This window comes from Clostridium sp. OM05-6BH (genome assembly GCF_003481635.1).
GTDB lineage: Bacteria > Bacillota > Clostridia > Lachnospirales > Lachnospiraceae > Butyribacter.
In genome coordinates, this window is sequence record NZ_QULH01000012.1 from 53335 (window position 1) to 77418 (window position 24084).

At 43.6% G+C, this 24084-nt stretch carries 16 protein-coding genes; 14 read left to right on the forward strand and 2 right to left on the reverse strand.

All coding sequences use genetic code 11. The annotated features are described in order from the left end of the window. The first annotated feature begins 79 nt into the window (after window positions 1-79). From DXB73_RS10375 to nadC, 14 genes are all read left to right on the forward strand, one after another. Window positions 80-1828: an ABC transporter ATP-binding protein gene (locus DXB73_RS10375; protein WP_243034713.1), complete on the forward strand. Its 1749-nt coding sequence runs from the start codon at window positions 80-82 to the stop codon at window positions 1826-1828. Between the two features lie 3 nt (window positions 1829-1831). Then, on the forward strand, window positions 1832-3562 hold the full coding sequence (locus tag DXB73_RS10380) for an ABC transporter ATP-binding protein (RefSeq protein ID WP_118691078.1): 1731 nt from the start codon (window positions 1832-1834) through the stop codon (window positions 3560-3562). A gap of 324 nt (window positions 3563-3886) precedes the next feature. Continuing rightward, entirely contained in the window at window positions 3887-4711 is an 825-nt protein-coding gene (locus tag DXB73_RS10385; protein ID WP_118691079.1) for a Cof-type HAD-IIB family hydrolase, read from the forward strand. A 99-nt stretch (window positions 4712-4810) separates the two neighbouring features. Further along, complete coding sequence (gene queA, locus DXB73_RS10390; RefSeq protein ID WP_118691080.1) at window positions 4811-5836, forward strand: tRNA preQ1(34) S-adenosylmethionine ribosyltransferase-isomerase QueA; 1026 nt, start codon at window positions 4811-4813, stop codon at window positions 5834-5836. Between the two features lie 16 nt (window positions 5837-5852). Further along, a complete protein-coding gene (locus tag DXB73_RS10395) occupies window positions 5853-6770 on the forward strand; it encodes a YegS/Rv2252/BmrU family lipid kinase (protein ID WP_118691081.1) in 918 nt (305 codons plus the stop codon). A gap of 53 nt (window positions 6771-6823) precedes the next feature. Then, a complete protein-coding gene (locus tag DXB73_RS10400) occupies window positions 6824-7762 on the forward strand; it encodes a tRNA-dihydrouridine synthase family protein (RefSeq protein ID WP_118691082.1) in 939 nt (312 codons plus the stop codon). A 19-nt stretch (window positions 7763-7781) separates the two neighbouring features. Further along, entirely contained in the window at window positions 7782-8966 is a 1185-nt protein-coding gene (locus DXB73_RS10405) for a phosphopentomutase (RefSeq protein WP_118691083.1), read from the forward strand. 201 nt (window positions 8967-9167) lie between these two features. After that, complete coding sequence (locus DXB73_RS10410) at window positions 9168-10448, forward strand: glycoside hydrolase family 27 protein (protein WP_118691100.1); 1281 nt, start codon at window positions 9168-9170, stop codon at window positions 10446-10448. Window positions 10449-10513: 65 nt separating this feature from the next. Beyond that, window positions 10514-12364, forward strand: coding sequence for an asparagine synthase (glutamine-hydrolyzing) (asnB, locus tag DXB73_RS10415; protein ID WP_118691084.1), 1851 nt, complete (start codon window positions 10514-10516; stop codon window positions 12362-12364). Between the two features lie 231 nt (window positions 12365-12595). Further along, the gene (locus DXB73_RS10420) at window positions 12596-14098 is read left to right on the forward strand and encodes a leucine-rich repeat domain-containing protein (protein ID WP_118691085.1); all 1503 of its coding nucleotides are present in this window, start codon (window positions 12596-12598) and stop codon (window positions 14096-14098) included. Window positions 14099-14314: 216 nt separating this feature from the next. Further along, on the forward strand, window positions 14315-16717 hold the full coding sequence (locus tag DXB73_RS10425; RefSeq protein ID WP_118691086.1) for a N,N'-diacetylchitobiose phosphorylase: 2403 nt from the start codon (window positions 14315-14317) through the stop codon (window positions 16715-16717). A gap of 161 nt (window positions 16718-16878) precedes the next feature. Continuing rightward, window positions 16879-18306: a [FeFe] hydrogenase H-cluster radical SAM maturase HydG gene (hydG, locus tag DXB73_RS10430; protein WP_243034712.1), complete on the forward strand. Its 1428-nt coding sequence runs from the start codon at window positions 16879-16881 to the stop codon at window positions 18304-18306. 55 nt (window positions 18307-18361) lie between these two features. Continuing rightward, window positions 18362-19660, forward strand: coding sequence for an L-aspartate oxidase (locus DXB73_RS10435; protein ID WP_118691087.1), 1299 nt, complete (start codon window positions 18362-18364; stop codon window positions 19658-19660). Window positions 19661-19770: 110 nt separating this feature from the next. Next, window positions 19771-20625: a carboxylating nicotinate-nucleotide diphosphorylase gene (gene nadC, locus DXB73_RS10440; RefSeq protein WP_118691101.1), complete on the forward strand. Its 855-nt coding sequence runs from the start codon at window positions 19771-19773 to the stop codon at window positions 20623-20625. Window positions 20626-20775: 150 nt separating this feature from the next. Here nadC and xylB read toward each other — a convergent pair whose 3' ends face one another. Further along, window positions 20776-22305: a xylulokinase gene (gene xylB / locus DXB73_RS10445; protein ID WP_118691088.1), complete on the reverse strand. Its 1530-nt coding sequence runs from the start codon at window positions 22303-22305 to the stop codon at window positions 20776-20778. Between the two features lie 108 nt (window positions 22306-22413). After that, a complete protein-coding gene (locus tag DXB73_RS10450) occupies window positions 22414-23904 on the reverse strand; it encodes an L-fucose/L-arabinose isomerase family protein (protein WP_022026133.1) in 1491 nt (496 codons plus the stop codon). Window positions 23905-24084 lie beyond the last annotated feature (180 nt).

The following is a 24084-nucleotide window of genomic DNA, read 5'->3' on the forward strand; positions in this document are numbered from 1 at the left end:
CATGTTGATACTTGACTAATAGAGGGCAAAACGCATATACTTTTAAGATATGGGTAAATGCAGGCATGGAGGATTTGTAATGCAACAAGAACAAAAAAGAATGAATATATTGAGTTATCTGAAAGGGTACAAAAAAGAATGTTTTTTGAGCCCATTATTTAAGCTGTTAGAGGCTTGTTTTGATCTGACAGTGCCGCTTGTGATGGCAGCGATCATTAATAAAGGAATTGCCAGGCATGACAGCGAATATATATTGCGCTATGGCGGGGTGTTGATCCTGCTTGCGCTGGTCGGTCTGACCTGCTCGATCACGGCACAATATTTTGCAGCAAAGGCGGCGGTTGGATTTGCGGCAAAGCTGCGGCATGGATTGTTTGCAAAGATTGAGAGTATTTCTTTCCGCGAAATGGATGAGATCGGTACTTCGACCATGATCACCCGTATGACTAGCGATATTAACCAGATCCAGTCAGGAACGAATATGGTACTGCGTCTGCTTTTGCGCTCGCCATTTATCGTGTTCGGTGCGATGGTTATGTCGTTTACGGTAGATGTAAAGGCGGCAGTGGTATTTGCAATCGTTATTCCGTTACTTGCGATCGTCGTTTTTGGTATCATGTTGATCACGATGCCGTTATACCGTAAAGTTCAGGAAAAACTGGATCATGTATTGGGAAGGGTTCGTCAGAATCTTACCGGTGTGCGCGTGATCCGAGCTTTTCATAAAGAGCAGGATGAGATCACCCGTTTTTCCGATGAAAATAATGCATTGACGAGAATGCAGTTAATGGTAGGACGTATTTCGGCGCTAACAAATCCGGTAACATATGTGATGATCAACGTAGCACTTGTTCTACTGTTGTGGAAAGGTGCAGTTCGTATTGACAGTGGACACATTTTACAGGGCGATATGGTTGCTTTGGTTAATTATATGTCACAGATTTTGGTAGAGCTGATCAAGATGGCCAATTGTATCGTTTTGGCGACCAAAGCAGTTGCCTGTGGAAAGCGTTTGCAGTCGGTATTTGATATGGATTCTTCGTTGAAGATAGAGGGAGAAGCAGAACCGTTACAGCAGGATGGTGCGGCTGCCGTGACGTTTGACCATGTGACGATGAGTTATCAGGGTGGAGGAGATGCAGCTTTAGAGAATTTGAACTTTGAGGCGAAGCCCGGACAGACGATCGGCATCATTGGTGGAACCGGTTCCGGTAAATCTACTCTGGTAAACTTGATCCCTCGTTTTTATGATGTATCAGAGGGCGCAGTCCTTATTGATGGACAAGATGTTCGTTCGCTGCCTCTTGATGATCTGCGTCAGTCGGTAGGTATCGTTATGCAGAAAGCGGTGTTATTTCAGGGAACGATCTACGATAATATTTTGTGGGGGAACGAGGATGCGACCGAAGAAGAGGTAATACAGGCGTTAAAGGATGCACAGGCATGGGAGTTTGTCAGTGCGAAAGAGCAGGGAATCTATACGAAAGTTGAGCAGGGCGGCCGAAATCTTTCCGGTGGTCAGAAACAGCGCCTCAGCATTGCCAGAGCGCTGGTACGCAGACCACGTATTTTGATCTTGGATGACAGCACATCGGCATTGGATTATGCAACGGATGCAAAACTGCGCAAAGCGATCCGTGAACTAACTTATCATCCGACAACGTTTATTGTTTCTCAGCGTACTTCTTCCATTTGTTATGCGGATGAAATTATTGTGTTGGATGATGGAGAAGTGGTTGGCATTGGAAACCATGAACAATTGATGGAACAGTGTCCGGTATATCAAGAGATACATCAGTCCCAGTTTCAGGACAGAAAGGAGGCGTAACGGATGGATAAAGATACGATTCGAACAATACTTTGTTATATTCGTAAACACACCTTTTTGGTGGTATTATCGTTGGTACTCGCTGCAGTGACAGTCGTTAGTACGCTGTATCTGCCAATCCTTACAGGACATGCGATCGATTGCATGATTGCAAAAGGGAAAGTGGATTTTGCTGCGCTTCGTCCCATTCTGGAGAAGATGATCGTTACGCTTGCTATTACGGGATTTTCGCAGTGGCTTATGAATGTGTGCAACAATCGCATTACGTATCTGGTTATGCGTGAGATCCGTGAGGATGCCTTTCATCACATTCATGATCTGCCATTGAAATATTTAGATGGACATCCATCCGGTGATATTGTCAGCCGTGTGATCGCAGATGTCGATCAGTTTGCGGATGGTCTGCTGCTTGGCTTTACGCAGGCATTTACCGGAGTGCTTACGATACTTGGCACATTGTTATTTATGCTGCGCGAAAATATATGGATCACGTTAGTCGTTGTACTGGTAACGCCACTTTCCTTTTTCGTGGCAGGATTTATTGCCAAAAAGACACACCGTATGTTCTTAAAACAGTCTGAAACAAGGGGTGAACAGACGGCGTTTATTGATGAAATGATCGGCAATCAGCGCGTGGTTCAGGCGTATAGTTATGAGCAAAAAGCGATGGAGCGGTTTGATGATATTAATGATCGGTTGGAGAAGTGGTCACTGCAGGCGACCTTTTTCTCCTCGACCGTGAATCCGTCTACACGTTTTGTCAACAATCTGGTGTATGCCGGTGTTGGCGTTGTCGGCGCATTTGCAGTGCTTCGCGGTGCGATCAGTGTCGGTCAGTTATCTTGTTTCTTAAGTTATGCAAATCAGTATACAAAGCCTTTTAATGAGATATCGGGTGTGATCACCGAGCTTCAAAATGCTATTGCATGTGCTGCGAGAGTGTTTGCGCTGATCGAGGAACAGGAGCAGGAACCGGATACGGAAACACCGAAGAAATTAGAGCATGTGTCCGGCCAGATCGATATCGAGCATGTTGCGTTTTCTTATGTACCATCGCAGCCGTTGATCCGTGACTTAAATCTTTCGGTGAAGCCGGGACAGCGTGTCGCGATCGTGGGACCGACCGGTTGTGGTAAGACAACATTGATTAATCTGTTGATGCGATTTTATGAGGTGAATGAAGGACGGATCCTTGTGGATGGCGTGGATACGCGCCAAATGACCAGAGGGGATCTGCGAACCGGTTTCGGTATGGTGCTGCAGGATACTTGGATCAAGGATGGAACGATTTTTGATAATATTTGTATGGGTAAGTCGAACGCAACGAGAGAAGAAGTGATCGAGGCGGCGAAGTCGACACATGCGCATAGCTTTATTCGTCGTTTGCCGAACGGTTATGATACCGTGGTCAAAGAGGATGGTGATAACTTAAGTCAGGGTCAGAAACAGCTTTTATGTATTACGCGTGTTATGCTGTCAAAGCCATCTATGCTTATATTGGATGAGGCTACTTCTTCTATTGATACACGTACAGAAATACGTATTCAGAGGGCGTTTGCCAAATTGATGGAAGGACGCACCAGCTTTATTGTGGCTCATCGTTTGTCTACGATCCAAAATGCCGATATTATTTTGGTCATGAAAGATGGTAATATTATTGAGCAGGGTAACCATGAAAGCCTGATGGCAGCCGGAGGGTTTTATAAAGAATTGTATAATAGCCAGTATGCATAACACATAAGAAATACAAGCTTCCTTGTATTTCTTATGTGTATTGCATATTTGAGCGGAGCTCAAATTTGATAACTAGCGAAAGGTAAGAAATATAAGCTTCCTTGTATTTCTTATGTGTATTGCATATTTGAGCGGAGCTCAAATTTGATAACTAGCGAAAGGTAAGAAATACAAGCTTTCATGTATTTCTTATGTGTATTGCATATTTGAGCAGAGCTCAAATTTGATAACTATTTTTATTTTATAGAAAAATACTTTTACAGTAGCGTTATGCAATGCAAAGCGCAGGCTTTGTTTTTTACATTTATAGGAATGAGGTTTTTTATGTCACGTAAGATTTTAGCATTAGATTTAGATGGAACATTAACGGATTCGAACAAAGAGATCACGCCACGCACAAAGGAAATGATCGCTAAAATGCAGGAGCAGGGTCATATCGTTGTGCTGGCAAGTGGAAGACCGACTCCGGGTGTTCAAAGGGTAGCGGATAAGTTGCATCTTTCGGAGATGGGAGGATATATGCTTTCCTATAATGGGGCAAGAGTACAGGATTGCAAAACGGGAGAAATTCTGTTTCAGCAGACGATGCCACTGGATATGATCCCGATCTTATTCGATGAGGCGAAAGAGCATCAGATTGGAATGATGACGTATCAGAATGGAAAGATCATTTCCGGGGAGATCGTTGACGAATACATGGGACTGGAGTCCCGGATCAATGGATTGGAAATATGTCCTTTCGCGGATCCGGCAGCGCAGGTCACAACGCCGGTCAATAAGTGTCTGGGGACGGCAGATCCGGAACATGCAGCACGGTTAGAAGTCCTTTTCCGAGAAAAGTATGGAGACCGTATTGACGTAGGACGCTCCGAGCCGTTTTTCTTAGAGCTTTTACCGAAACATGTGGATAAGGCGGCGTCTCTTGGCAAATTGTGTGAAGCACTGGGTCAGACTAAAGAGGACCTGATCGCTTGTGGGGATGGGTTTAATGACCGTTCTATGATCGCATTTGCAGGGATTGGGGTAGCAATGGCAAATGCGCAGGATGTTGTTAAAGAAGTGGCTGATTATGTAACATTGTCCAATGATGAAGATGGTGTTGCACATGTCATAGAAAAGTTTATTCTTGCAAAGGCAAATTGCGGATGAAACAATTAACTTTATCCAAGCCAAATGTATTTGCAGGGTGTTTAGAATTGCAATGATTTTTGAAATGACAATTGAGTAAAAAAGGAGTGTAGAATTAGTATGAAAACATCAGATTTTGCGTATGATCTTCCGGAAGAATTGATCGCACAGGATCCACTTTCTGACAGAGCGTCTTCCCGTTTGATGATTTTGGATAAACAGACCGGGGAGATTACGCATCGCATATTTCACGATATCACAGAATACTTAAAACCGGGGGATTGTCTCGTGTTGAATGACACGAAGGTGATTCCGGCGAGATTGATCGGAGAACGTGAAGAAACAGGCGGCAAGGTTGAGGTACTGCTGCTTAAACGTGGTGAGGATAATGTTTGGGAGACCTTAGTGAAACCGGGCAAAAAGGCCAGACCTGGTACCAGGCTTGTCTTTGGTGGAGGCCTGTTACGGGCAGAAGTTGTTGATATTGTGGAAGAGGGAAATCGTTTGATCCGCTTCGAGTACGAGGGGATTTTTGAAGAGATCCTTGATCAGTTGGGACAGATGCCACTGCCACCTTATATTACACATAAGCTGGAGGATAAAAATCGTTATCAGACTGTTTATGCGAAATATGAGGGATCTGCGGCAGCGCCGACGGCAGGTTTGCATTTTACCACAGAATTATTGCAGCAGATCGAACAGATGGGTGTATCGATCGCGCGCGTGACACTGCATGTCGGACTGGGAACATTCCGCCCGGTCAAGGTTGATGATGTGGAACAGCATCATATGCATACGGAATTTTATCGTGTTACGAAGGAAGCAGCGGATCAGATCAATCAGACAAAACAGGCGGGCGGCCGCATTATTTGCGTTGGGACGACCAGTTGCCGTACGATAGAATCTGCAACCGATGACAACGGCGTCATACATCCGGGAGAGGGTGATACGAGCATCTTTATTTATCCGGGTTATCGATTTAAGATGTTAGACTGTCTGATCACTAACTTTCATTTACCGGAGTCAACGCTGCTTATGTTGGTTTCTGCGTTGGCGGGTAAGGAACATATTATGGCAGCTTATGAAGAGGCGGTAAAAGAACGTTATCGATTCTTTTCCTTTGGAGACGCGATGTTTATTTCATAGAAATGGAGGATTAGTTATGAAGAAGATGTTATTTGTGTATAATCCGATGGCGGGTAAAGAACAGATCAGTACGCATCTATCAAATATTGTGCAGGTGTTTTGCAAGGCATCTTTTGAAGTGACGATCTTTGCGACAGCAGGCCCGAAAGATGCGACTCGTATTGTAGAAGAGCGTGGCACGGAATATGATTATATTGTGTGTTCCGGTGGCGATGGTACGATGAACGAAGTCGCAACCGGGCTGATGTCTTTAGAACAAAAACCGGTCTGTGGGTACATTCCGGCAGGAACTGTAAATGATTTTGCATCGAGCTTAAGCATTCCGAAGGTGATGGAAGAGGCAGCGTCTTTGGTGGTTAACGGAGAAGTGTTCCATTGTGATCTCGGACAGTTTAATGAGAAATATTTCACGTACGTTGCAGCTTTTGGTGCATTTACAGAAGTTTCTTATCAGACACCGCAAGAGCTTAAAAATGCGTTGGGAAAAACAGCATATTTTGTGGAGGCATTGAAACATATTGCAGAGATTAAGGTGCATCATATGAAGATCATCTATGATCAAGGCGTGATCGAAGATGATTTTTTGCTTGGACTGATCAGCAATTCTGAATCCGTGGCAGGATTTAAGGCATATCAAAACCGCGACATTAAAATGGATGATGGCTTATTAGAGGCACTGTTTATTCGTAAGATCAAAAATCCGGTGGAATTGCAGCTTGTCATCAACTCCTTGCTGACCAAAAATCTGGATTCCGAACAGTTGCTCACGATCAGCTCCAGTCATTTTCATATTGTGAGCGATGATAATATTCAGTGGACGTTAGATGGTGAGGACGGTGGATATTTTGATGAAGTAGATCTGCAATGCCATAAACGCGTACTGCCCATCATATGCGAACCCGCTGCAGTAGCAGGCATATCAACACAATTTTAAGGTTGTTTGAGGGAGTGCGAATGGGATGATATAGAGTTTAGTGGAGGAGATTTATGCAATACTATTTTGCTCCGTTGGAGGGGATTACCGGTTATTTGTATCGGAATATTCATCATAAACATTTTCCGGGGATAGACAGATATTATTCACCGTTTGTTGTGACGAGAGATGGCGGGATTATGAAACGCAAAGAGCTGCGCGATATTTTACCGGAAAATAACAGAGAGGTTACGTTGATCCCGCAGATCCTTACCAATCATGCAGAGAATTTTTTGTGCGCTGCAGAGACAATGTATGAACTTGGTTATCAGGAAGTAAATTTGAATCTCGGATGTCCTTCCGGCACTGTGACAGGCAAGGGGAGGGGATCCGGTTTTTTGAAATGGGAAAATCGCAGTAAGCTGCAGCATTTCTTGGAAGAGATTTATCAATACGCCAAGCCAAAGATTTCGATAAAAACAAGAATTGGCTGGGAAGATCCGGAAGAGTTTACGGACTTATTGCAGTTATATAACACATTCCCAATTTGTGAATTGACGATTCATCCGCGAACCAGAACGGAGATGTACCGGGAGGGCGTACACCGGGAAATATTTAGGCAGGCATATAAGACAAGCGTGAATCCGGTGTGTTATAATGGAGATATAAAAACAGAAGATGATGTCCGTGAATTGGGACAGGAATTCCCGCAACTTTCGTCTGTTATGATCGGACGGGGATTGCTTTCTAACCCTGGTCTTGTCAGTGGAATTGTGGGGAAGGATACCGGCAAGCAGGAGTTAGAAGCATTTTATTATGAGTTGTTTGATGCGTACCAACAGGAACTGTCCGGGGACGTGCATTTGTTACATAAGATGAAAGAGCTGTGGATTTTTATGGCACCGCAGTTTACGGAGCATGAAAAGTATCTCAAGCAGATCAAAAAGAGCCGTAAATTATCGGAGTATGAAACCGTTGTTCGAAAGTTATTTTATGAACAGGAGTTGGCTTAACGAAGGGAGGGCTTTCTTTATGGGGAAATTTCAGAGAGTATTTGTCATTGTATTGGATTCTTTAGGGTTTGGCGCAATGCCGGATGCAGAGCAGTACGGCGATAGCAATGTGGATACCATTGGACATATTGCTGAAAAGATGCAGCTTCATATACCGAATCTGCAGAAACTTGGCGCAGCAAATATCCGACCGATCAATGGAGTAGCGTCCGTTACGGAACCTTTGGCTAAGGTGACAAAATTGTGTGAAAAAAGCCACGGCAAGGATACGATGACCGGGCATTGGGAGATGATGGGACTATATATTACCAAGCCATTTAAAACATTTACGGACACCGGATTTCCATCGGAGCTGATCGCAGAACTTGAGAAACAGACCGGACGAAAGATCATTGGGAATAAGAGCTGCAGTGGTACGGTGATCCTGGATGAACTGGGCGAAGAAGAGATTAATGAGGGACATTTGATCGTTTATACATCGGCCGATTCGGTGCTGCAGATCTGCGGTAACGAGGAGACGATGGGACTTGACACGCTATACCATTATTGCGAGATCGCAAGAGAACTTACGATGCGTGATGAATGGAAGGTGGGGCGTGTCATCGCAAGACCATACGTTGGCAAAAAGCGTGGGGAGTTTGTGCGTACTTCTAATCGACACGACTATGCGTTGAAGCCGTTTGGCAGAACGGCATTAAATGCGTTAAAAGATGCCGGTCTGGATGTCATCTCTGTTGGAAAGATTTTTGATATCTTTGATGGAGAAGGTCTGACAGAATCCAACAAATCCAAAAGTTCTGTGCATGGTATGGAACAGACCATCGATATTGCAAAGCGCAATTTCAAGGGATTATGTTTTACCAATCTGGTGGATTTTGATGCGCTGTGGGGCCATCGCCGTAATCCGATCGGTTATGGAGAAGAGATAGAACGGTTTGACAAGAAACTTGGTGAATTGCTGGAAGTTTTGCGGGAAGATGATCTTGTGATCCTGACAGCGGATCATGGCAACGATCCGACTTACACCGGAACCGATCATACGAGAGAAAAGGTACCGTTTATTGCATACTCACCGTCGATGAGGCAGGGAGGCAATTTGCCGGAGCAGCAGACGTTTGCAGTGATTGGAGCAACGATCGCAGATAATTTTGGAGTAGAGATGCCGGAAGGAACAATAGGACATTCAATATTACAAATTTTGTAACCAAAAATGATATTTTTAACATGATAGCGATGCTATGATAATAGCCATCGCTATAGTTTCTTGATGGCAGGATTCACTATATAGTGGCTGCAAAATATAATTAGACCATTAATATAATAAGCAATATGTGGTTGTGCGAGATAATGAGGGATGGGAAGTTTGAATTATAAACATGTTGCAGCAGAAATGAGGTATGATGGAATGAACAAGAATTTATTTGCGGTAACGCCACCGATGGGGTGGAACAGTTACGATTATTATGATACCGGTGTTACGGAGGAACAGGTTAAAGCGAATGCGGATTACATGGCAAAGTACTTAAAACAGTATGGCTGGGAATATATTGTCGTTGACATTGAGTGGTACAGTTATGATGCAGGCAGTCAACGAGATCGTTACCAGTATATACCATTTTGGGATGTTGCCATGGATGAGTATTCCAGATTGATGCCGTGCGAGCAGCGTTTTCCATCGGCGGCGGGTGGCAAGGGATTCGCACCTCTTGCACAATATGTCCATGATCTGGGGCTTAAATTTGGTATACACATTATGCGTGGAATACCGAGAAATGCAGTGCATGCGCACGCTAAGATCTTACATTCCACCCACACGGCAAATGAGATCGCACAGCCGAATAACATTTGTGAGTGGAATCCGGATATGTATGGAATTGATCCGGCGGCAGAAGGAGCGCAGGAATATTATGATTCTCTGCTTGCGTTGTATGCTCAGTGGGGTGTTGATTTCATCAAATGTGATGACATATGCCGTATGGATATGCCGACAGCCAAAGAAGAAATACGAATGTTGTCGGAGGCGATTGAAAAATGCGGTCGGCCGATTGTTCTTAGCTTGTCCCCGGGACCGGCTAAGATTGAGGAAGCGTGGTATTATGAAACGCATGCGAATATGTGGCGTATCACAGATGATTTTTGGGATGACTGGCAGTTACTTGTGCCAATGTTTGAACGTTGCGAGCTTTGGCAGAGCCATGTGACCAAAGGCTGCTATCCGGACTGTGACATGCTTCCGGTCGGTAAGCTTGGAAAAGGCTTTGCGGATGAGCGGGATACTCGTTTTACGAAAGAGGAACAGATTACGATGATGACACTGTGGTCAGTGTTCCGTTCGCCGATGATGATCGGTGCGGACTTGCCACAGCTTGATGACTGGACGAAGTCATTACTGACGAATGCCGACGTATTACATCTGTTGTCTCATTCGTCCGGAGCCAGACAAATGATGCGTGATAACAGACAGGCTGTGTGGTGTACCAAAGATACAGATGGCAAACATACCTACATTGCGGTATTTAATCTGCAGGATCAGGCAGGTGATGTGAGTCTGCCTTGGGATGCGATCGAGCGGTACGGCATTACAGCAAATATAGCGAAGGAATTGTGGAGTGGTGACCAACAGGATCTACGCAATTGTGAGGCAGTGTCAGTAGCTGCTCATGGCGCCAAATTATTCCGTTTATAAGAACAACACGAAACCCCGCATTCTGCATATAATACTATGAACTTTTTCGTATTGGAGATTAGTATATGTGTGGAATTGCGGGATTTTTTGATGGAAATGCAGACTTTACAGCAAATCGTGAAAAGTATGAAAACATATTACAAAAGATGCAGCAAAGTATTTTGCATCGTGGACCGGATGAGCAGGGGATCTACTTAGGAAAACGGGCGGGATTAGCGCATACCAGACTTTCGATCATTGACCTCAAAGATGGCTCCCAGCCTATGAGCAGACGCAGAGGAAAGAATTCTTATCAGATTGTTTATAATGGCGAGATCTATAATGCAGGGGAACTTCGCAAAACGTTGCAGCAGAAGGGATGGCGTTTTCAGACTACATCAGATACAGAAGTGATCTTGTTGGCTTTTTTGGAATATGGGCCGGAGTTTGTCATACGACTTAATGGCATTTTTGCCTTTGCTATTTTGGATGAACGGCATGATACCTTATATTTGTATCGGGATTCTTTTGGAATCAAGCCATTGTTTTATACGCAGCAAAATGGAATGGTACTGTTTGGATCGGAACCCAAAGCGATCCTGTCGTATCCGGGTGTGAAAGCGCAGCTTGATGAGAAAGGATTATGTGAGCTGCTTGGTATGGGACCGGCTCGTATACCGGGGTCGGGATTGTATCATGGATTTTCGGAAGTCAAACCGGGCTGTTATCTGACCGTGAATCGTTATGGCTTGCAAAACAGACAGTATTGGAGATTGTCCAGTCATCCACATGAAGATGATTACGATACGACCATTGCCAAAACAAGACAGATGTTAGTTGATGTCATTGAGCGTCAAATGGTATCGGATGTGCCGATCTGTACTTTTTTGTCCGGCGGGGTGGATTCCAGTGTGGTTTCTGCTGTGTGTGCAGCCAAACTGCGCAGGCAGGGGAAACAGCTTGTCACGTATTCGTTTGATTTTACCGGTAATCAAAAATATTTCAAAGCCAATTCTTTCCAGCCATCTCAGGATCGGCCGTATGTCGACAAAATGGTCGAATACCTGGGATCGGAACATCATTATTTAGAGTGTGATTATCAAACACAGGCAGATCTGCTGTATGATTCTGTGGAAGCGCATGATATGCCATGTATGGCGGATGTAGATTCTTCATTGGTGTATTTTTGCCAGTTGGTCGGTAGACAGCATAAGGTGGTTTTGACCGGAGAATGTGCAGATGAAGTATTTGGTGGATATCCGTGGTTTCACCGGGCAGAATTTTTGCAGAGTGGGACGTTTCCGTGGACGCCGGATCTTGCACCTCGTAAAATGCTATTGTTAGACGAGGTACGTGAGAGCTTGCCGATGGATGCGTTTGTACAGGAAATGTATGACCGGTCGGTACGAGAGGTGACGATCCTTCCCGGAGAAGATGAGATCGAAACGAATCGCAGGCAGATCGGTTATTTGAACATTCGTTATTTTATGCAGACACTGCTCAATCGCATGGACAGAACAAGTATGCATTCCGGACTGGAAGCAAGAGTACCATTTGCCGATCGCACATTGGTTGACTATATATTTAATGTTCCTTGGGAAATGAAAGCCAAAGACGGACTGGTAAAAAATGTGCTTAGGCAGGCTTCGCGGGGACTGTTGCCGGATGAAATATTGTTTCGACGCAAAAGCCCATATCCTAAGAGTTATGATCCGTATTATGAAACATTATTGGGAACAAGACTGCAGCAGGAAATTGAAGACTCGAAAGCGCCGATCCTGCAGATCGTGGATCGAAAAAAAGTACAAAAGTTTATCGACAGCACCAAAGATTATGGAAAACCTTGGTATGGACAGTTGATGGCAGGTCCACAGATGTTAGCATATTTGTTGCAGATTAATTATTGGTTAAAAACGTATTCCGTAGAACTGATCTAGCACAGCGCCGATTAGTTACGTTGCTCAAACTTCGCATATCCGAAACTTTTTGATATGCGAAGTTCGAATTCTTAAGAATTATTAAGATTACGCTGCTATTGTTGACAAGGTAACAGACCTATGGTGTACTAAAGATGTAACTAACGGAAGTTCTGTATAAAGTAGATTGTTTTTTTGTATCTAAAGTATCTATTTTTACATGTGAAAAGCGGCATGGGTAAGGAGGAGCAAATGAAAAAGAAACGAATAAGGAAAGGTCAGGTGATTACTATGAAAGAAATGATCAAAGGGATGGTGTTTGTAGCATTGGCATTGGTCGTAGTATTGGGACTGGAAAGCAGAGTTGATGCTGCGGGCAGGACGGTACGCATTTCAAAAAAGAATTTTCCAAGTAAAGCTGTTCGTGTAGAGTTGAAACAGCGATGGGATGAGGATAGTGATGGGAAACTCAGTCCATCTGAAATCAAGAAGGTAAAATATTTAATTGTTTTTGCGTCAGAGGATGAGAAAAAGACATCACTAAAAGGAATGCAATACTTTTACAATTTGAAGAGTGTTGATTTGGATGTTCAGACGATGAATCATATTGATCTGCGAAAAAATAAAAAGCTGGAGAGCTTGGAAATCTCCGGAAAAAAATTATCCGGTCTAAAATTTTATGGCAGGAACTTGAAAACAGTGGATATCAGTGTAGAGCAATATAAAGGGGATCTTAATTTGAAAAATCTGCCAAAATTAGAAAAAGTCTCTATATCATCGGATGGCAAATATGATAAAATAGACTTATCCGGTTCTAAGGTGCAATCGATTGATATTGGAGATCATTGGACAAGTGTGAAGTATCTTGATTTCTCTAATTGCAAGAGGTTGCAATATGCAACGGTGCAATTGCGTAATCTTGGCAAGATGAAAATGAAAGGTTCTAATGGATTGAAGGCATTGGATTTGGAGACGTATTATCCTGAGGACAGTACAATTCGAAAGGTTGATGTGAGTCGTATGAGAGATTTAGTATCTCTTAATCTGTCCGGAAGTAAAATATCACAATTGTCTGTAAAAAATAATAAGAAATTAGAGGTGTTGAATGTTCACGGTACTAATCTTAAAAAATTGAATCTATCTGTGAATAAAAAGCTGCAGACATTAGATGTTGGCAGTACGAAGATTAAAAAATTGGATTTGTCTGCCAACAAAAAAATACGAGAACTTGATGTAAGCCACACGAAAATTAGAACGTTAAATCTCTCGGCTAACAAAAAAATACGGGAATTTCGTTGCGGAAATAATAGGATAACAAAGATGTTTTCCCTGCCAAATCCGGAACGAGTGGAGCTGTTAGATATCAGCAATACGAAGATGAAAAGCCCTAATTTAAAACGGTATACTGCATTGAAAGAATTATATGCCAACGGTATTTCGGCGACTTCCTTGGATCTAAAAAAATGTCGAAAATTAGAGTACATTTATTTGAACGATACGAAATATTTGAAAAGGTTGGATCTTTCGAAGCAGAAGCTTTTGATCAATGTAGAATTTAGGAGAAGTAATGTAGAAGAGCTTGATATCCGTGCTACTACGAGAGTTTGTGATCAGGATGAGGGAGGACGTGGCATTGGATTTGATGATTGTAAAAAACTTCGTAAGGTTATTCACAACAAAAATTGGCGATATCTGTATTGGTTTCAAAATAGCGCAGAGGCCGAAGGATTGAATGTTATGTGGATTTCCGTATAAATGGTCATTCCTTACAGTGCACAGATCAAAATAATGTTAATAAATGTGAAGAATGTTCTTGAACTGGGCGGTTTGGTGTCGTATAATGATAAAGATGTACCATTATGAGAAAATGTCTGGAGCGCCTGTTGCGACAATAGGTGGCAGGCAAGATCTGCAAAGAAACAGTATAGAACTGGAATTTACAAAATATTTCATTTTAAGGAGGAACAAACTATGAATTTCGGCTATTTTGATGACGACAACAGAGAGTATGTCATCACCAAACCAAACACACCGGCACCTTGGTGTAACTATCTTGGCTCACCGGAGTATGGCGCAATCATTTCGAATAACGCAGGTGGATACAGCTTCGTAAAGAGTGGAGCGAACGGACGTATTTTGCGTTATCACTTCAACAGTGATGATACACCGGGCCGTTATATCTATCTTCGTGATGATGAGAATGGTGACTATTGGTCAGCATCCTGGCAGCCGGTTGGCAAGGACTTAAACGAATATAAGAGCGAAGTTCATCACGGTACTGCTTATACAAAGATGTTTGCAGAGTATGCCGGAATTAAATCAGAGGCAATGTATTATGTGCCATTGAATAAAGTATATGAAGTATGGTGCTGTAAAGTAACCAATACATCAGACAAGCCTAGAAAGATTTCTGTATTCGGTTATGCAGAACTTTCTAACGATGACAATTACAATCAGGATCAGGTAAACCTGCAGTATTCTCTCTGCACGACCAACACCAGCTTCCGCAAGAACAAGATCTATCAGCAGATCAACTTAAACTGGTACAAAGGTCCGGACGGAAGTAATGGTAAAGAGCGTTTCTTCGGTCTGGCAGGACAGCCTGTGACATCTTACAACGGTGATAAGGAAGCTTTCATTGGTTTGTACCATGATTACGGCAATCCGGTAGCAGTAGAGCGTGGTAAATGCGATGGCGTATGCAATTACAACGAGAACAGTTGTGGTGCACTGCATACAGCATTAGAGCTTGCTCCGGGCGAGACAAAGACGATGGCATTCTTACTTGGTAAGTACAAAGAGTCTGATGCAGATAAGATCATTGCTGCATATGAAGATGTTTCCGTATGTGACAAAGAGATCGAGGAGTTAAAGAAATACTGGCATGCTAAGCTTGAGAACTTCAAGATCAATACACCAAGCCCGGCATTTAACAGTATGGTAAATACATGGAATGCATATCAGTGCTTCTTAACCTTTACTTGGTCCAGAGCAGCATCTTTCATTTATTGTGGTGAGAGAAACGGATATGGTTATCGTGATACTGTTCAGGATATTCAGGGTGTTATTCATACTGATCCAGAGGCAGCTTTGGATAAGATCCGTTTTATGTTATCTGCGCAGGTAGATAATGGTGGCGGACTTCCATTAGTTCGTTTTGATCATGAGGAGCGTGCAGGACACGAGGGCACACCGGATGATCCGGATTATGTACGCGAGACAGGCCATCCGGCTTATCGTGCAGACGATGCATTATGGTTGTTCCCGACAGTTTATAAGTACATCTCTGAGACAGGTAATCTGGACTTTATGGATGAGGAGATCACTTGGTCTAATATTGAGAAGAAAGCAACGGTTTATGAGCATTTGCAGAAAGCAATTGATTTCTCAATGAACCATTTGGGACCACACGGCCTTCCGGCAGGATTGCATGCAGACTGGAACGATTGTCTCCGTCTTGGTGCACAGGGTGAGTCTTCTTTCGTAGCATTGCAGCTTTACTATGCATTTACGATCATGCGTTACTTTGCAGAGAAGAAGAACGATACAGAGTATATTGCATATTTGGATAAGACACAGAAAGAGATTGGCGATAAGATCAACGATCTGTGGTGGGAAGATGACCGCTACAATCGTGGATTTAAGGATACCGGCGAATTGATCGGTTCCAAGAACGATCCGGAAGCAAGTATGTGGCTCAATCCACAGACTTGGGCAGTTATCTCCGGTCATGCTTCCAAAGAGCAGGCTGAGATCGCAATGGAATCTGTAGAGCGTGAGTTGAATACCGCTTATGGTGCTAAGGTGATGGCACCATCTTATGTAGATCATTATTTTGATGGCGCATTGGCTGGTTTGTTCCCACCATCAACCAAAGAGAATGGTGGTATTTTCTCTCAGACACAGGGCTGGTTGATCTTGGCAGAAGCTTTGATGGGACATGGTGACAAAGCATTCCAGTATTTTGAGGAAAGTTCACCATCTTCTCAGAACGACAAGGCTGAGATCCGTAAATTGGAGCCATATGTACACGGACAGTACACAGAGGGTGATGAAAGCCCATTCCATGGACGTTCTCATGTACACTGGCTGACTGGAACAGCTTCCACTTGTATGGTAGGCTGCGTTGAGGGTATCTGCGGTATCCGTCCTGATTTAGATGGACTTCGTGTTGCTCCAACGATCCCAAGTGATTGGAAAGAAATGACAATGGAAAAGAATTTCCGTGGCAAGAAAATCGTTATCAAAGTAGAAAATCCGAACGGCGCACAGGCTGGATTTAAGGAGTTCTATATTAATGGTGAGAAGCAGGATGATAATTACATCCCTGCAGACAAGCTTACTGATGTTACAGAAGTAAGAATGGTAATGTAATCACCAAATCCTTAGTTCTTAAGGCGCAGGTATTTGCCTGACATTAAGACATGAAGTGAGTTGGATAGCTGTATACGAGGAAGTGTACAGTGCTTAATAATGCAAAAAAGACGCCTCATGCCTTTGGTATGAGGTGTCTTTTCGTAATGGAGGATGAGGAAATGAGTAGTTATAGTTACGACCCAAAATCATTAAAAGCAGAAGAGTTTATCAATCACGAAGAAATTTTAGAGTCTCTCGATTATGCCGAGAAGAACAAAAATAACAAGGAGCTTCTTCGTCAGATCCTCGATAAGGCAAAACTGGCAAAGGGTATCAGCCATAAGGAAGCGGCTGTGTTAATGCAGTGTGACATTCCGGAAGTTAATGAAGAGATTACAAAATTAGCAATGGAGATCAAAGAAAAGTTTTACGGACAGCGTATTGTCATGTTTGCTCCACTGTATTTGTCAAATTATTGTGTCAATGGATGTACCTATTGTCCGTATCATCACAAAAATAAGCATATTCCTCGTATCAAACTGACTCAGGAGCAGATCCGTGATGAGGTTATCGCATTGCAGGATATGGGACATAAGCGTCTCGCAATCGAAGCGGGCGAGGATCCGGTCAACAATCCACTGGAATATATCTTGGAAAGTATTGAAACCATCTACAGCATTAAGCATAAGAATGGCGCCATTCGTCGTGTGAATGTCAATATTGCTGCTACAACTGTAGAAAATTATACCAAATTAAAAAATGCCGGCATTGGAACGTATATCCTGTTTCAGGAGACATACAACAAAGAATCTTATGAACAGCTTCATCCAACCGGACCAAAGCATGATTACGCTTACCATACAGAGGCGATGGACCGAGCTATGGAAGGTGGCATTGATGATGTCGGACTGGGTGTATTGTTTGGCCTGGAGGGCTATATGTATGAATTGGTCGGCATTTTGATGCATGCGGAACATTTGGAAGCAGCACAGGGAGTTGGCCCGCATACGATCAGCGTACCGCGTATCTGTCCGGCAGATGATATTGACACTGCAGACTTTAGCAATGCAGTACCGGATGAGATCTTTGAAAAGATCGTTGCGGTGATCCGTATTGCGGTACCATACACCGGAATGATCGTATCAACACGCGAGTCACAGCGCACACGTGAAAAAGTGTTGAAACTCGGTATTTCTCAGATCAGTGGAGGGTCCCGTACGAGTGTCGGCGGATATACAGAGCCGGTGCGTGATGACAGTTCAGCGCAGTTTGATGTGAGTGATACAAGAAGTCTGGATGAGGTAGTTAATTGGCTGATGAAGCTTGGCTATGTACCAAGTTTTTGTACTGCCTGCTATCGTGCGGGGCGTACCGGTGACCGTTTCATGTCTCTTTTGAAGTCAGGACAGATTGTAAACTGCTGTCACCCTAATGCGTTAATGACTCTGAAAGAATATTTGGAAGATTATGCATCGCCGGAGACAAAGAAAATTGGTGAAGAATTGATCGCAAAAGAAATCTTAAAAGTACCGAATGAGAAGGTACGTGCCAAAGCAATGGAATATTTGTCTGAATTAAATGATGGGAAAAGAGATTTCCGCTTTTAAGGTGCGCGCAAGTATGCTATAATGAGCCTAAAAACAACCAAAAGATAGGTGGACAATGGAAAAAATAAAGACAGATGTAGTTGTTGTCGGGACGGGTGCTGCAGGATTGTATCATGCGCTGCATCTTCCGAAAGAACTGCAAATATGTATGATAACCAAAGATGAAGTTGATCGGAGTGATTCTTTTTTAGCGCAGGGGGGAATGTGTATGCTGCGTGATGAAGAGGACTATGACGGCTATTTTGAAGATACGATGCGGGCAGGCCATTATGAGAACGATCCGAAATCTGTAGAGATCATGATACGTTCTTCGAGGCAGATCGCTAAGGAGTTGCTCGGTTATGGCGTAGATTTTGAACGAGATGACAATGGATTGGTGTTTACCCGCGAGGGTGGACATGGCAGACCGCGCATCCTGTTTCATGAAGATATTACCGGCAAGGAGATCACCAGCACTTTGTTGGAAAGGGCCAGAGAACGCAGTAATATTACGATCTTAGAGCATACGACGATGATCGACATTATAGAGAATGAGTCAGGATGTGCCGGGATTGTAGCGAAAATGTCAGATGGCACTTTGCGGGAGATGTATGCAAAGTTTACGGTTCTTGCCAGCGGTGGTCTTGGCGGTTTGTACCAGCACTCGACAAATTTCCGGCATATTACCGGTGATGCGCTTGCAATCGCATTATGTCATGGGATAGAGATGGAACATATTGACTATATTCAGATCCATCCGACAACGTTATATTCCGAGAAGCCGGGACGGAGATTTCTTATTTCTGAATCGGTTCGAGGAGAAGGTGCAATACTGCTTGACAAAAATAAGCAGAGATTTTGTGATGAATTGCAGCCACGAGATGTAGTGACAGCGGAAATTCATAAACAAATGAAAAAGGATGGAACGCCTTTTGTATGGCTTTCCATGGAAAAGATACCGGAGGAAGAGATCCGCAGTCATTTTCCAAATATTATGCAGCAGTGTTTGGAAGAGGGATATGATCCGACGAAAGAGTGTATTCCGGTTGTTCCCGCGCAGCATTATTTCATGGGCGGAATACGTGTAGACCATGAGAGTAAGACAAGCATGAACCGTTTGTATGCTGTCGGTGAGACATCCTGCAATGGCGTACATGGAAAGAATCGTCTTGCCAGCAATTCCTTGTTGGAATCTATGGTATTTGCAGAGCGTGCAGCAGTCCAGATCAAGGAACTTTTGCCGGATACCGACTGGGAGCAGATCATGGATGGCTCTCCGGTTGACGAAGCAAAATATAAGGACTTGAAAGGCTTGCAGCAACATTATAAAGATGTGGTTTTGCAGGAAATCGAGGCAGAGAAGAAACGACATTAGAAACAAAGCAATGATGTTGCAGGTCGGGCAGCAATGATGTGATGACATTTATAGCAGGGTTGCCGGAAGTTGATAGAGACGAAGCAACAGATGATAGACAGGAGGATAAGATGAAAGATCCGATTACATATCGTGTCAATGCTGATCGATTGATCCGCATGGCATTGGAGGAAGATATTACAAGCGAAGATTTATCTACGAATTGTGTGATGCCGGAGTACCAGAAGGGCGAGGTACAGTTGATCTGTAAACAGGATGGCGTCATTGCCGGACTTGGTGTGTTTAAACGTGTATTTGAATTGTTAGATGATACGGTAAACTTTGATATGCGCGTGGAAGATGGCGATGAAGTTACAGTGGGTCAGTTAATGGCCGTTATTACCGGAGATATTCGTGCATTGCTGTCCGGAGAGAGAACAGCATTAAATTACTTGCAGCGCATGAGCGGTATTGCTACGTATACACGATCCATTGCCAAGATGTTAGAGGGCAGTGGCACGACATTGTTAGATACCCGCAAAACCACACCAAATATGCGCATTTTTGAAAAATATGCTGTGAAAGTAGGTGGCGGCAGCAATCATCGTTTTAACCTTTCAGATGGTGTTATGTTGAAGGACAATCACATTGGCGCAGCAGGAAGCATTACGAAAGCGGTCAAGATGGCGAAAGAATACGCATCTTTCGTGCATAAGATCGAGGTGGAAGTTGAGAACTTGGACATGGTAAAGGAAGCGGTAGAAGCGGGCGCTGATATTATTATGTTGGATAACATGTCTCCGGAACAGATGAAAGAAGCCATCCAGATCATTGATGGCAGAGCGTTGACCGAATGTTCCGGCAATGTTACCAAAGAAAATATTCAGAATATGATCGATGTTGGTGTGGATTATGTTTCAAGTGGAGCATTGACACATTCTGCACCGATTATGGACATATCCTTAAAAAATCTTCATGCAATTTAAGGAATTATAAACGACTAAAAAACGGCGAAAGATGATACTGCATCTTTCGCCGTTTCAATTTTCCTTAAAAATAAGGTGCCAAATTATATTTTGACACCTTATGAAATCGTGCGTTTATACAATAGTAATTGTGGTTTTATTACCGAGCAATTACAGTTTTGCTAACTCTTGGAACTGATCCTTTAAGCAGGTATATAGATTCTTGTAGATCTGATGATACTTATCATACTCTGCTGTTGCCTTTGGATCAGCATGGCATTCTTTCGCAGGATCAGTGTGGATCATCTGACGGCAAGCGGATTCTACGCTTTCGTACAGTCTGGCACCAACACCGGCAAGAATAGCAACACCGAGAGCAGGACCCTCTGTTGCGGTTACGGTCTTAACGTCGCAGCCAAACATATCAGCCATCATCTGACGCTGAACGGCATTCTTGGCACCGCCGCCACAAGCCATCATTTCAGAAACTTCGATTCCCATTTCCTTGATGATATCGTTGCAGTCTGTCAAAGAGTACTGAATACCTTCCATTACGGCTCTAGCCATATCAGCGGTTGTATGCATACTCGATAAACCGAAGAATACGCCACGGCAGTTTGGATCGACATGAGGCGTTCTCTCACCATTTAAGTATGGGAGGTAGATCAAACGGTTTGCTCCGATCGGAGTTTTCTGTACATCTGCATTGATCAGATCAAAAGCACCGCATCCCTGCTCTTTTGCCTTACGAGCATACTCTGTTCCGATATTTTCCTGGAACCAAGCGAGGGAATATCCGGCAGCCTGTGTTACACCCATAACATGCCATGCACCTGGAACAGCGCAGCAGAAAGTATGTACACGACCCTTAGGATCAATAGAGATGTTGTTGCTGTGTGCGAAAACGACACCACTTGTACCGATCGTGGTAAATGCTTTACCGTCCTCCACGACGCCGGTACCTACAGCAGCGGCAGCATTATCGCCGGCACCACCTACGACAACAGTAGAAGTAGAAAGACCTGTCTTAGCAGCAATCTCTGGTAAGATCGTTCCGGTTACTTCCGGAGATTCATATACTTTTGCAAGAAGACTCTTGTCGATATCTAAGATCTCAAGAAGTTCATCAGACCACTGGCGTTTTGGTACATCCAACAGCTGCATACCGGAAGCATCAGAAACCTCTGTTGCAAATTCACCGGTCAAGATGTAACGAACATAATCCTTTGGCAGGAGAATGTGTTTACATTTTGCGTAGTTTTCAGGCTCGTTATTACGAACCCACAGAATCTTAGAAGCAGTAAATCCTGTCATGGCAGGGTTGGCTGTGATCTCGATCAACTTTTCTGCGCCAACTTTTTCTGTCATTTCTTCACATTCTTTTTCGGTACGCTGGTCACACCAAATGATGGAAGGACGGATCACCTCGCCCTGCTCGTCGAGCATGACAAGACCGTGCATCTGACCGGAGATACCAAGACCCTTGATATCATCTGCAGCGACACCGGAATCTTTTACGACTTTTGTGATCGTCTCTAACGCAGCATCACGCCAGTCTTCCGGTTTCTGCTCTGCCCAGCCGTTGTGTGGTGTGTACAAAGGATAGTCTTTGCTTGCGGAAGCAATTACTTCTCCCTTTTCATCGAAAAGTACGGTTTTGGTTGAGGATGTTCCCAAATCAATACCAATTAAATAGTTCATATGAAACCTCCTTCGGTTAAAATGTTTTGTATTTTTACACGGAAAGACACGCTGCCGAAACAGTGTGTCTTTCCTATAAAATGTTACTATATTATTGTAAGGATCAGATTACATAAATGGATTCTCTGTCTTGTAAAGCATTCCCTTAGGCTGGTTGAAGCCGATCTCATCTACATCAACACCGATGTATTTGAATACTTCGTAAAGAGCCTTTCCATAATGACCGAATGCTACAGCACCATGATGAGGGTAGTTGCCTTCGATCAATACATGACGGTAGAAACGACCCATCTCTGGGATTGCGAAGATACCGATCGCACCAAAGGAACGAGTTGCAACCGGAAGAACTTCACCGTGTGCGATGTAAGCACGAAGTTTTGCATCAGCAGTACTCTGCAGACGGAAGAAAGTGATGTCTCCAGGTACAATGTCTCCCTCGAGAGTTCCGTTTGTAACCTCCTCCGGAAGAGAACGAGCCATGATCATCTGGTTCTTCATCTCGCAGAAGGAAAGCTTTGTGGAAGCTGTGTTACCACAGTGGAAGCCCATGAAAGTATCTTTCAATGTGTAATCGAATTTGCCCTTGATATCTTCTTCGTAAATATCCGGTGTAACAGTATTGTTAATGTCGAGAAGAGTAACCGCATCGTTGCTGACAACAGTTCCGATAAACTCACTCAATGCACCATAGATATCAACTTCGCAGGAAACAGGGATACCCATCTTTGTCAGACGGCTGTTTACATAGCAAGGAACGAAACCAAACTGTGTCTGGAATGCAGGCCAGCATTTACCGGCGATCGCAACGAACTCACGGTATCCTTTGTGATCCTCGATCCAGTCAAGGAGAGTGATCTCATACTGAGCAAGTTTCTCAAGGATCTCAGGTTTCTTGTTGCCTGCGCCAAGCTCTGCTTCCATATCCTTAACAACATCAGGGATACGAGCATCTCCGGCATGGTTATTGAATGCTTCAAACAAGTCAAGCTCAGAGTTCTCTTCAATTTCAACATTCAAGTTGTAAAGCTGCTGGATAGGAGCATTACAAGCTAAGAAGTTCAATGGACGAGGACCAAAGCTGATGATCTTTAAGTGATCCAAAGCGTAGATTGCTTTTGCAATCGGAACGAACTCATGGATCATATCAGCGCATTCCTCAGCGTTTCCTACCGGATACTCTGGGATATAAGCTTTTACATTGCGAAGCTTTAAGTTATAGCTTGCATTTAACATACCGCAGTAAGCATCACCACGACCCTGTACCAGGCCACCATCCTTGGATGTCTCTTCTGCAGCAGCTACGAACATCTTAGGTCCATCAAAGTGTTTTGCAAGTAATGTCTCAGAGATCTCCGGACCAAAGTTACCAAGGTATACGCAAAGTGCGTTACATCCGGCTTTCTTAATGTCCTCCAAAGCCTGTACCATGTGGATCTCGCTCTCAACGATACAAACAGGACATTCATAAATGTCAGCCTCATCATATTTTGCCTTGTAAGCTTCTACAAGGTTCTTTCTTCTTGTGACAGAGAGTGACTCTGGGAAGCAGTCTCTGCTCACAGCTACAATACCAATTTTCATTTTAGGCATGTTGTTCATAATATTATTTCGTCCTTTCTTGATTTAAGTATTACCGGAAGAATATGTGGATCTTAAGAGTGGGATCCGCAAAAAATATACTGCGGCCCGGCAACCGCTCGCTATAAAATATTTTATCTCATTTCTGCATATTTTGCAATGGAAAAAAGAGTGGATATTCGGACAAAAAACTGGAGAAAA

Bases quoted from the DNA above. Each gene is read 5' to 3' on its own strand.
- DXB73_RS10375 (WP_243034713.1), top strand. From the start codon at position 80: ATGCAACAAGAACAAAAAAGAATGAATATATTGAGTTATCTGAAAGGG.
- DXB73_RS10380 (WP_118691078.1), top strand. From the start codon at position 1,832: ATGGATAAAGATACGATTCGAACAATACTTTGTTATATTCGTAAACAC.
- DXB73_RS10385 (WP_118691079.1), top strand. From the start codon at position 3,887: ATGTCACGTAAGATTTTAGCATTAGATTTAGATGGAACATTAACGGAT.
- queA (WP_118691080.1), top strand. From the start codon at position 4,811: ATGAAAACATCAGATTTTGCGTATGATCTTCCGGAAGAATTGATCGCA.
- DXB73_RS10395 (WP_118691081.1), top strand. From the start codon at position 5,853: ATGAAGAAGATGTTATTTGTGTATAATCCGATGGCGGGTAAAGAACAG.
- DXB73_RS10400 (WP_118691082.1), top strand. From the start codon at position 6,824: ATGCAATACTATTTTGCTCCGTTGGAGGGGATTACCGGTTATTTGTAT.
- DXB73_RS10405 (WP_118691083.1), top strand. From the start codon at position 7,782: ATGGGGAAATTTCAGAGAGTATTTGTCATTGTATTGGATTCTTTAGGG.
- DXB73_RS10410 (WP_118691100.1), top strand. From the start codon at position 9,168: ATGAACAAGAATTTATTTGCGGTAACGCCACCGATGGGGTGGAACAGT.
- asnB (WP_118691084.1), top strand. From the start codon at position 10,514: ATGTGTGGAATTGCGGGATTTTTTGATGGAAATGCAGACTTTACAGCA.
- DXB73_RS10420 (WP_118691085.1), top strand. From the start codon at position 12,596: ATGAAAAAGAAACGAATAAGGAAAGGTCAGGTGATTACTATGAAAGAA.
- DXB73_RS10425 (WP_118691086.1), top strand. From the start codon at position 14,315: ATGAATTTCGGCTATTTTGATGACGACAACAGAGAGTATGTCATCACC.
- hydG (WP_243034712.1), top strand. From the start codon at position 16,879: ATGAGTAGTTATAGTTACGACCCAAAATCATTAAAAGCAGAAGAGTTT.
- DXB73_RS10435 (WP_118691087.1), top strand. From the start codon at position 18,362: ATGGAAAAAATAAAGACAGATGTAGTTGTTGTCGGGACGGGTGCTGCA.
- nadC (WP_118691101.1), top strand. From the start codon at position 19,771: ATGAAAGATCCGATTACATATCGTGTCAATGCTGATCGATTGATCCGC.
- xylB (WP_118691088.1), bottom strand. From the start codon at position 22,305: ATGAACTATTTAATTGGTATTGATTTGGGAACATCCTCAACCAAAACC.
- DXB73_RS10450 (WP_022026133.1), bottom strand. From the start codon at position 23,904: ATGAACAACATGCCTAAAATGAAAATTGGTATTGTAGCTGTGAGCAGA.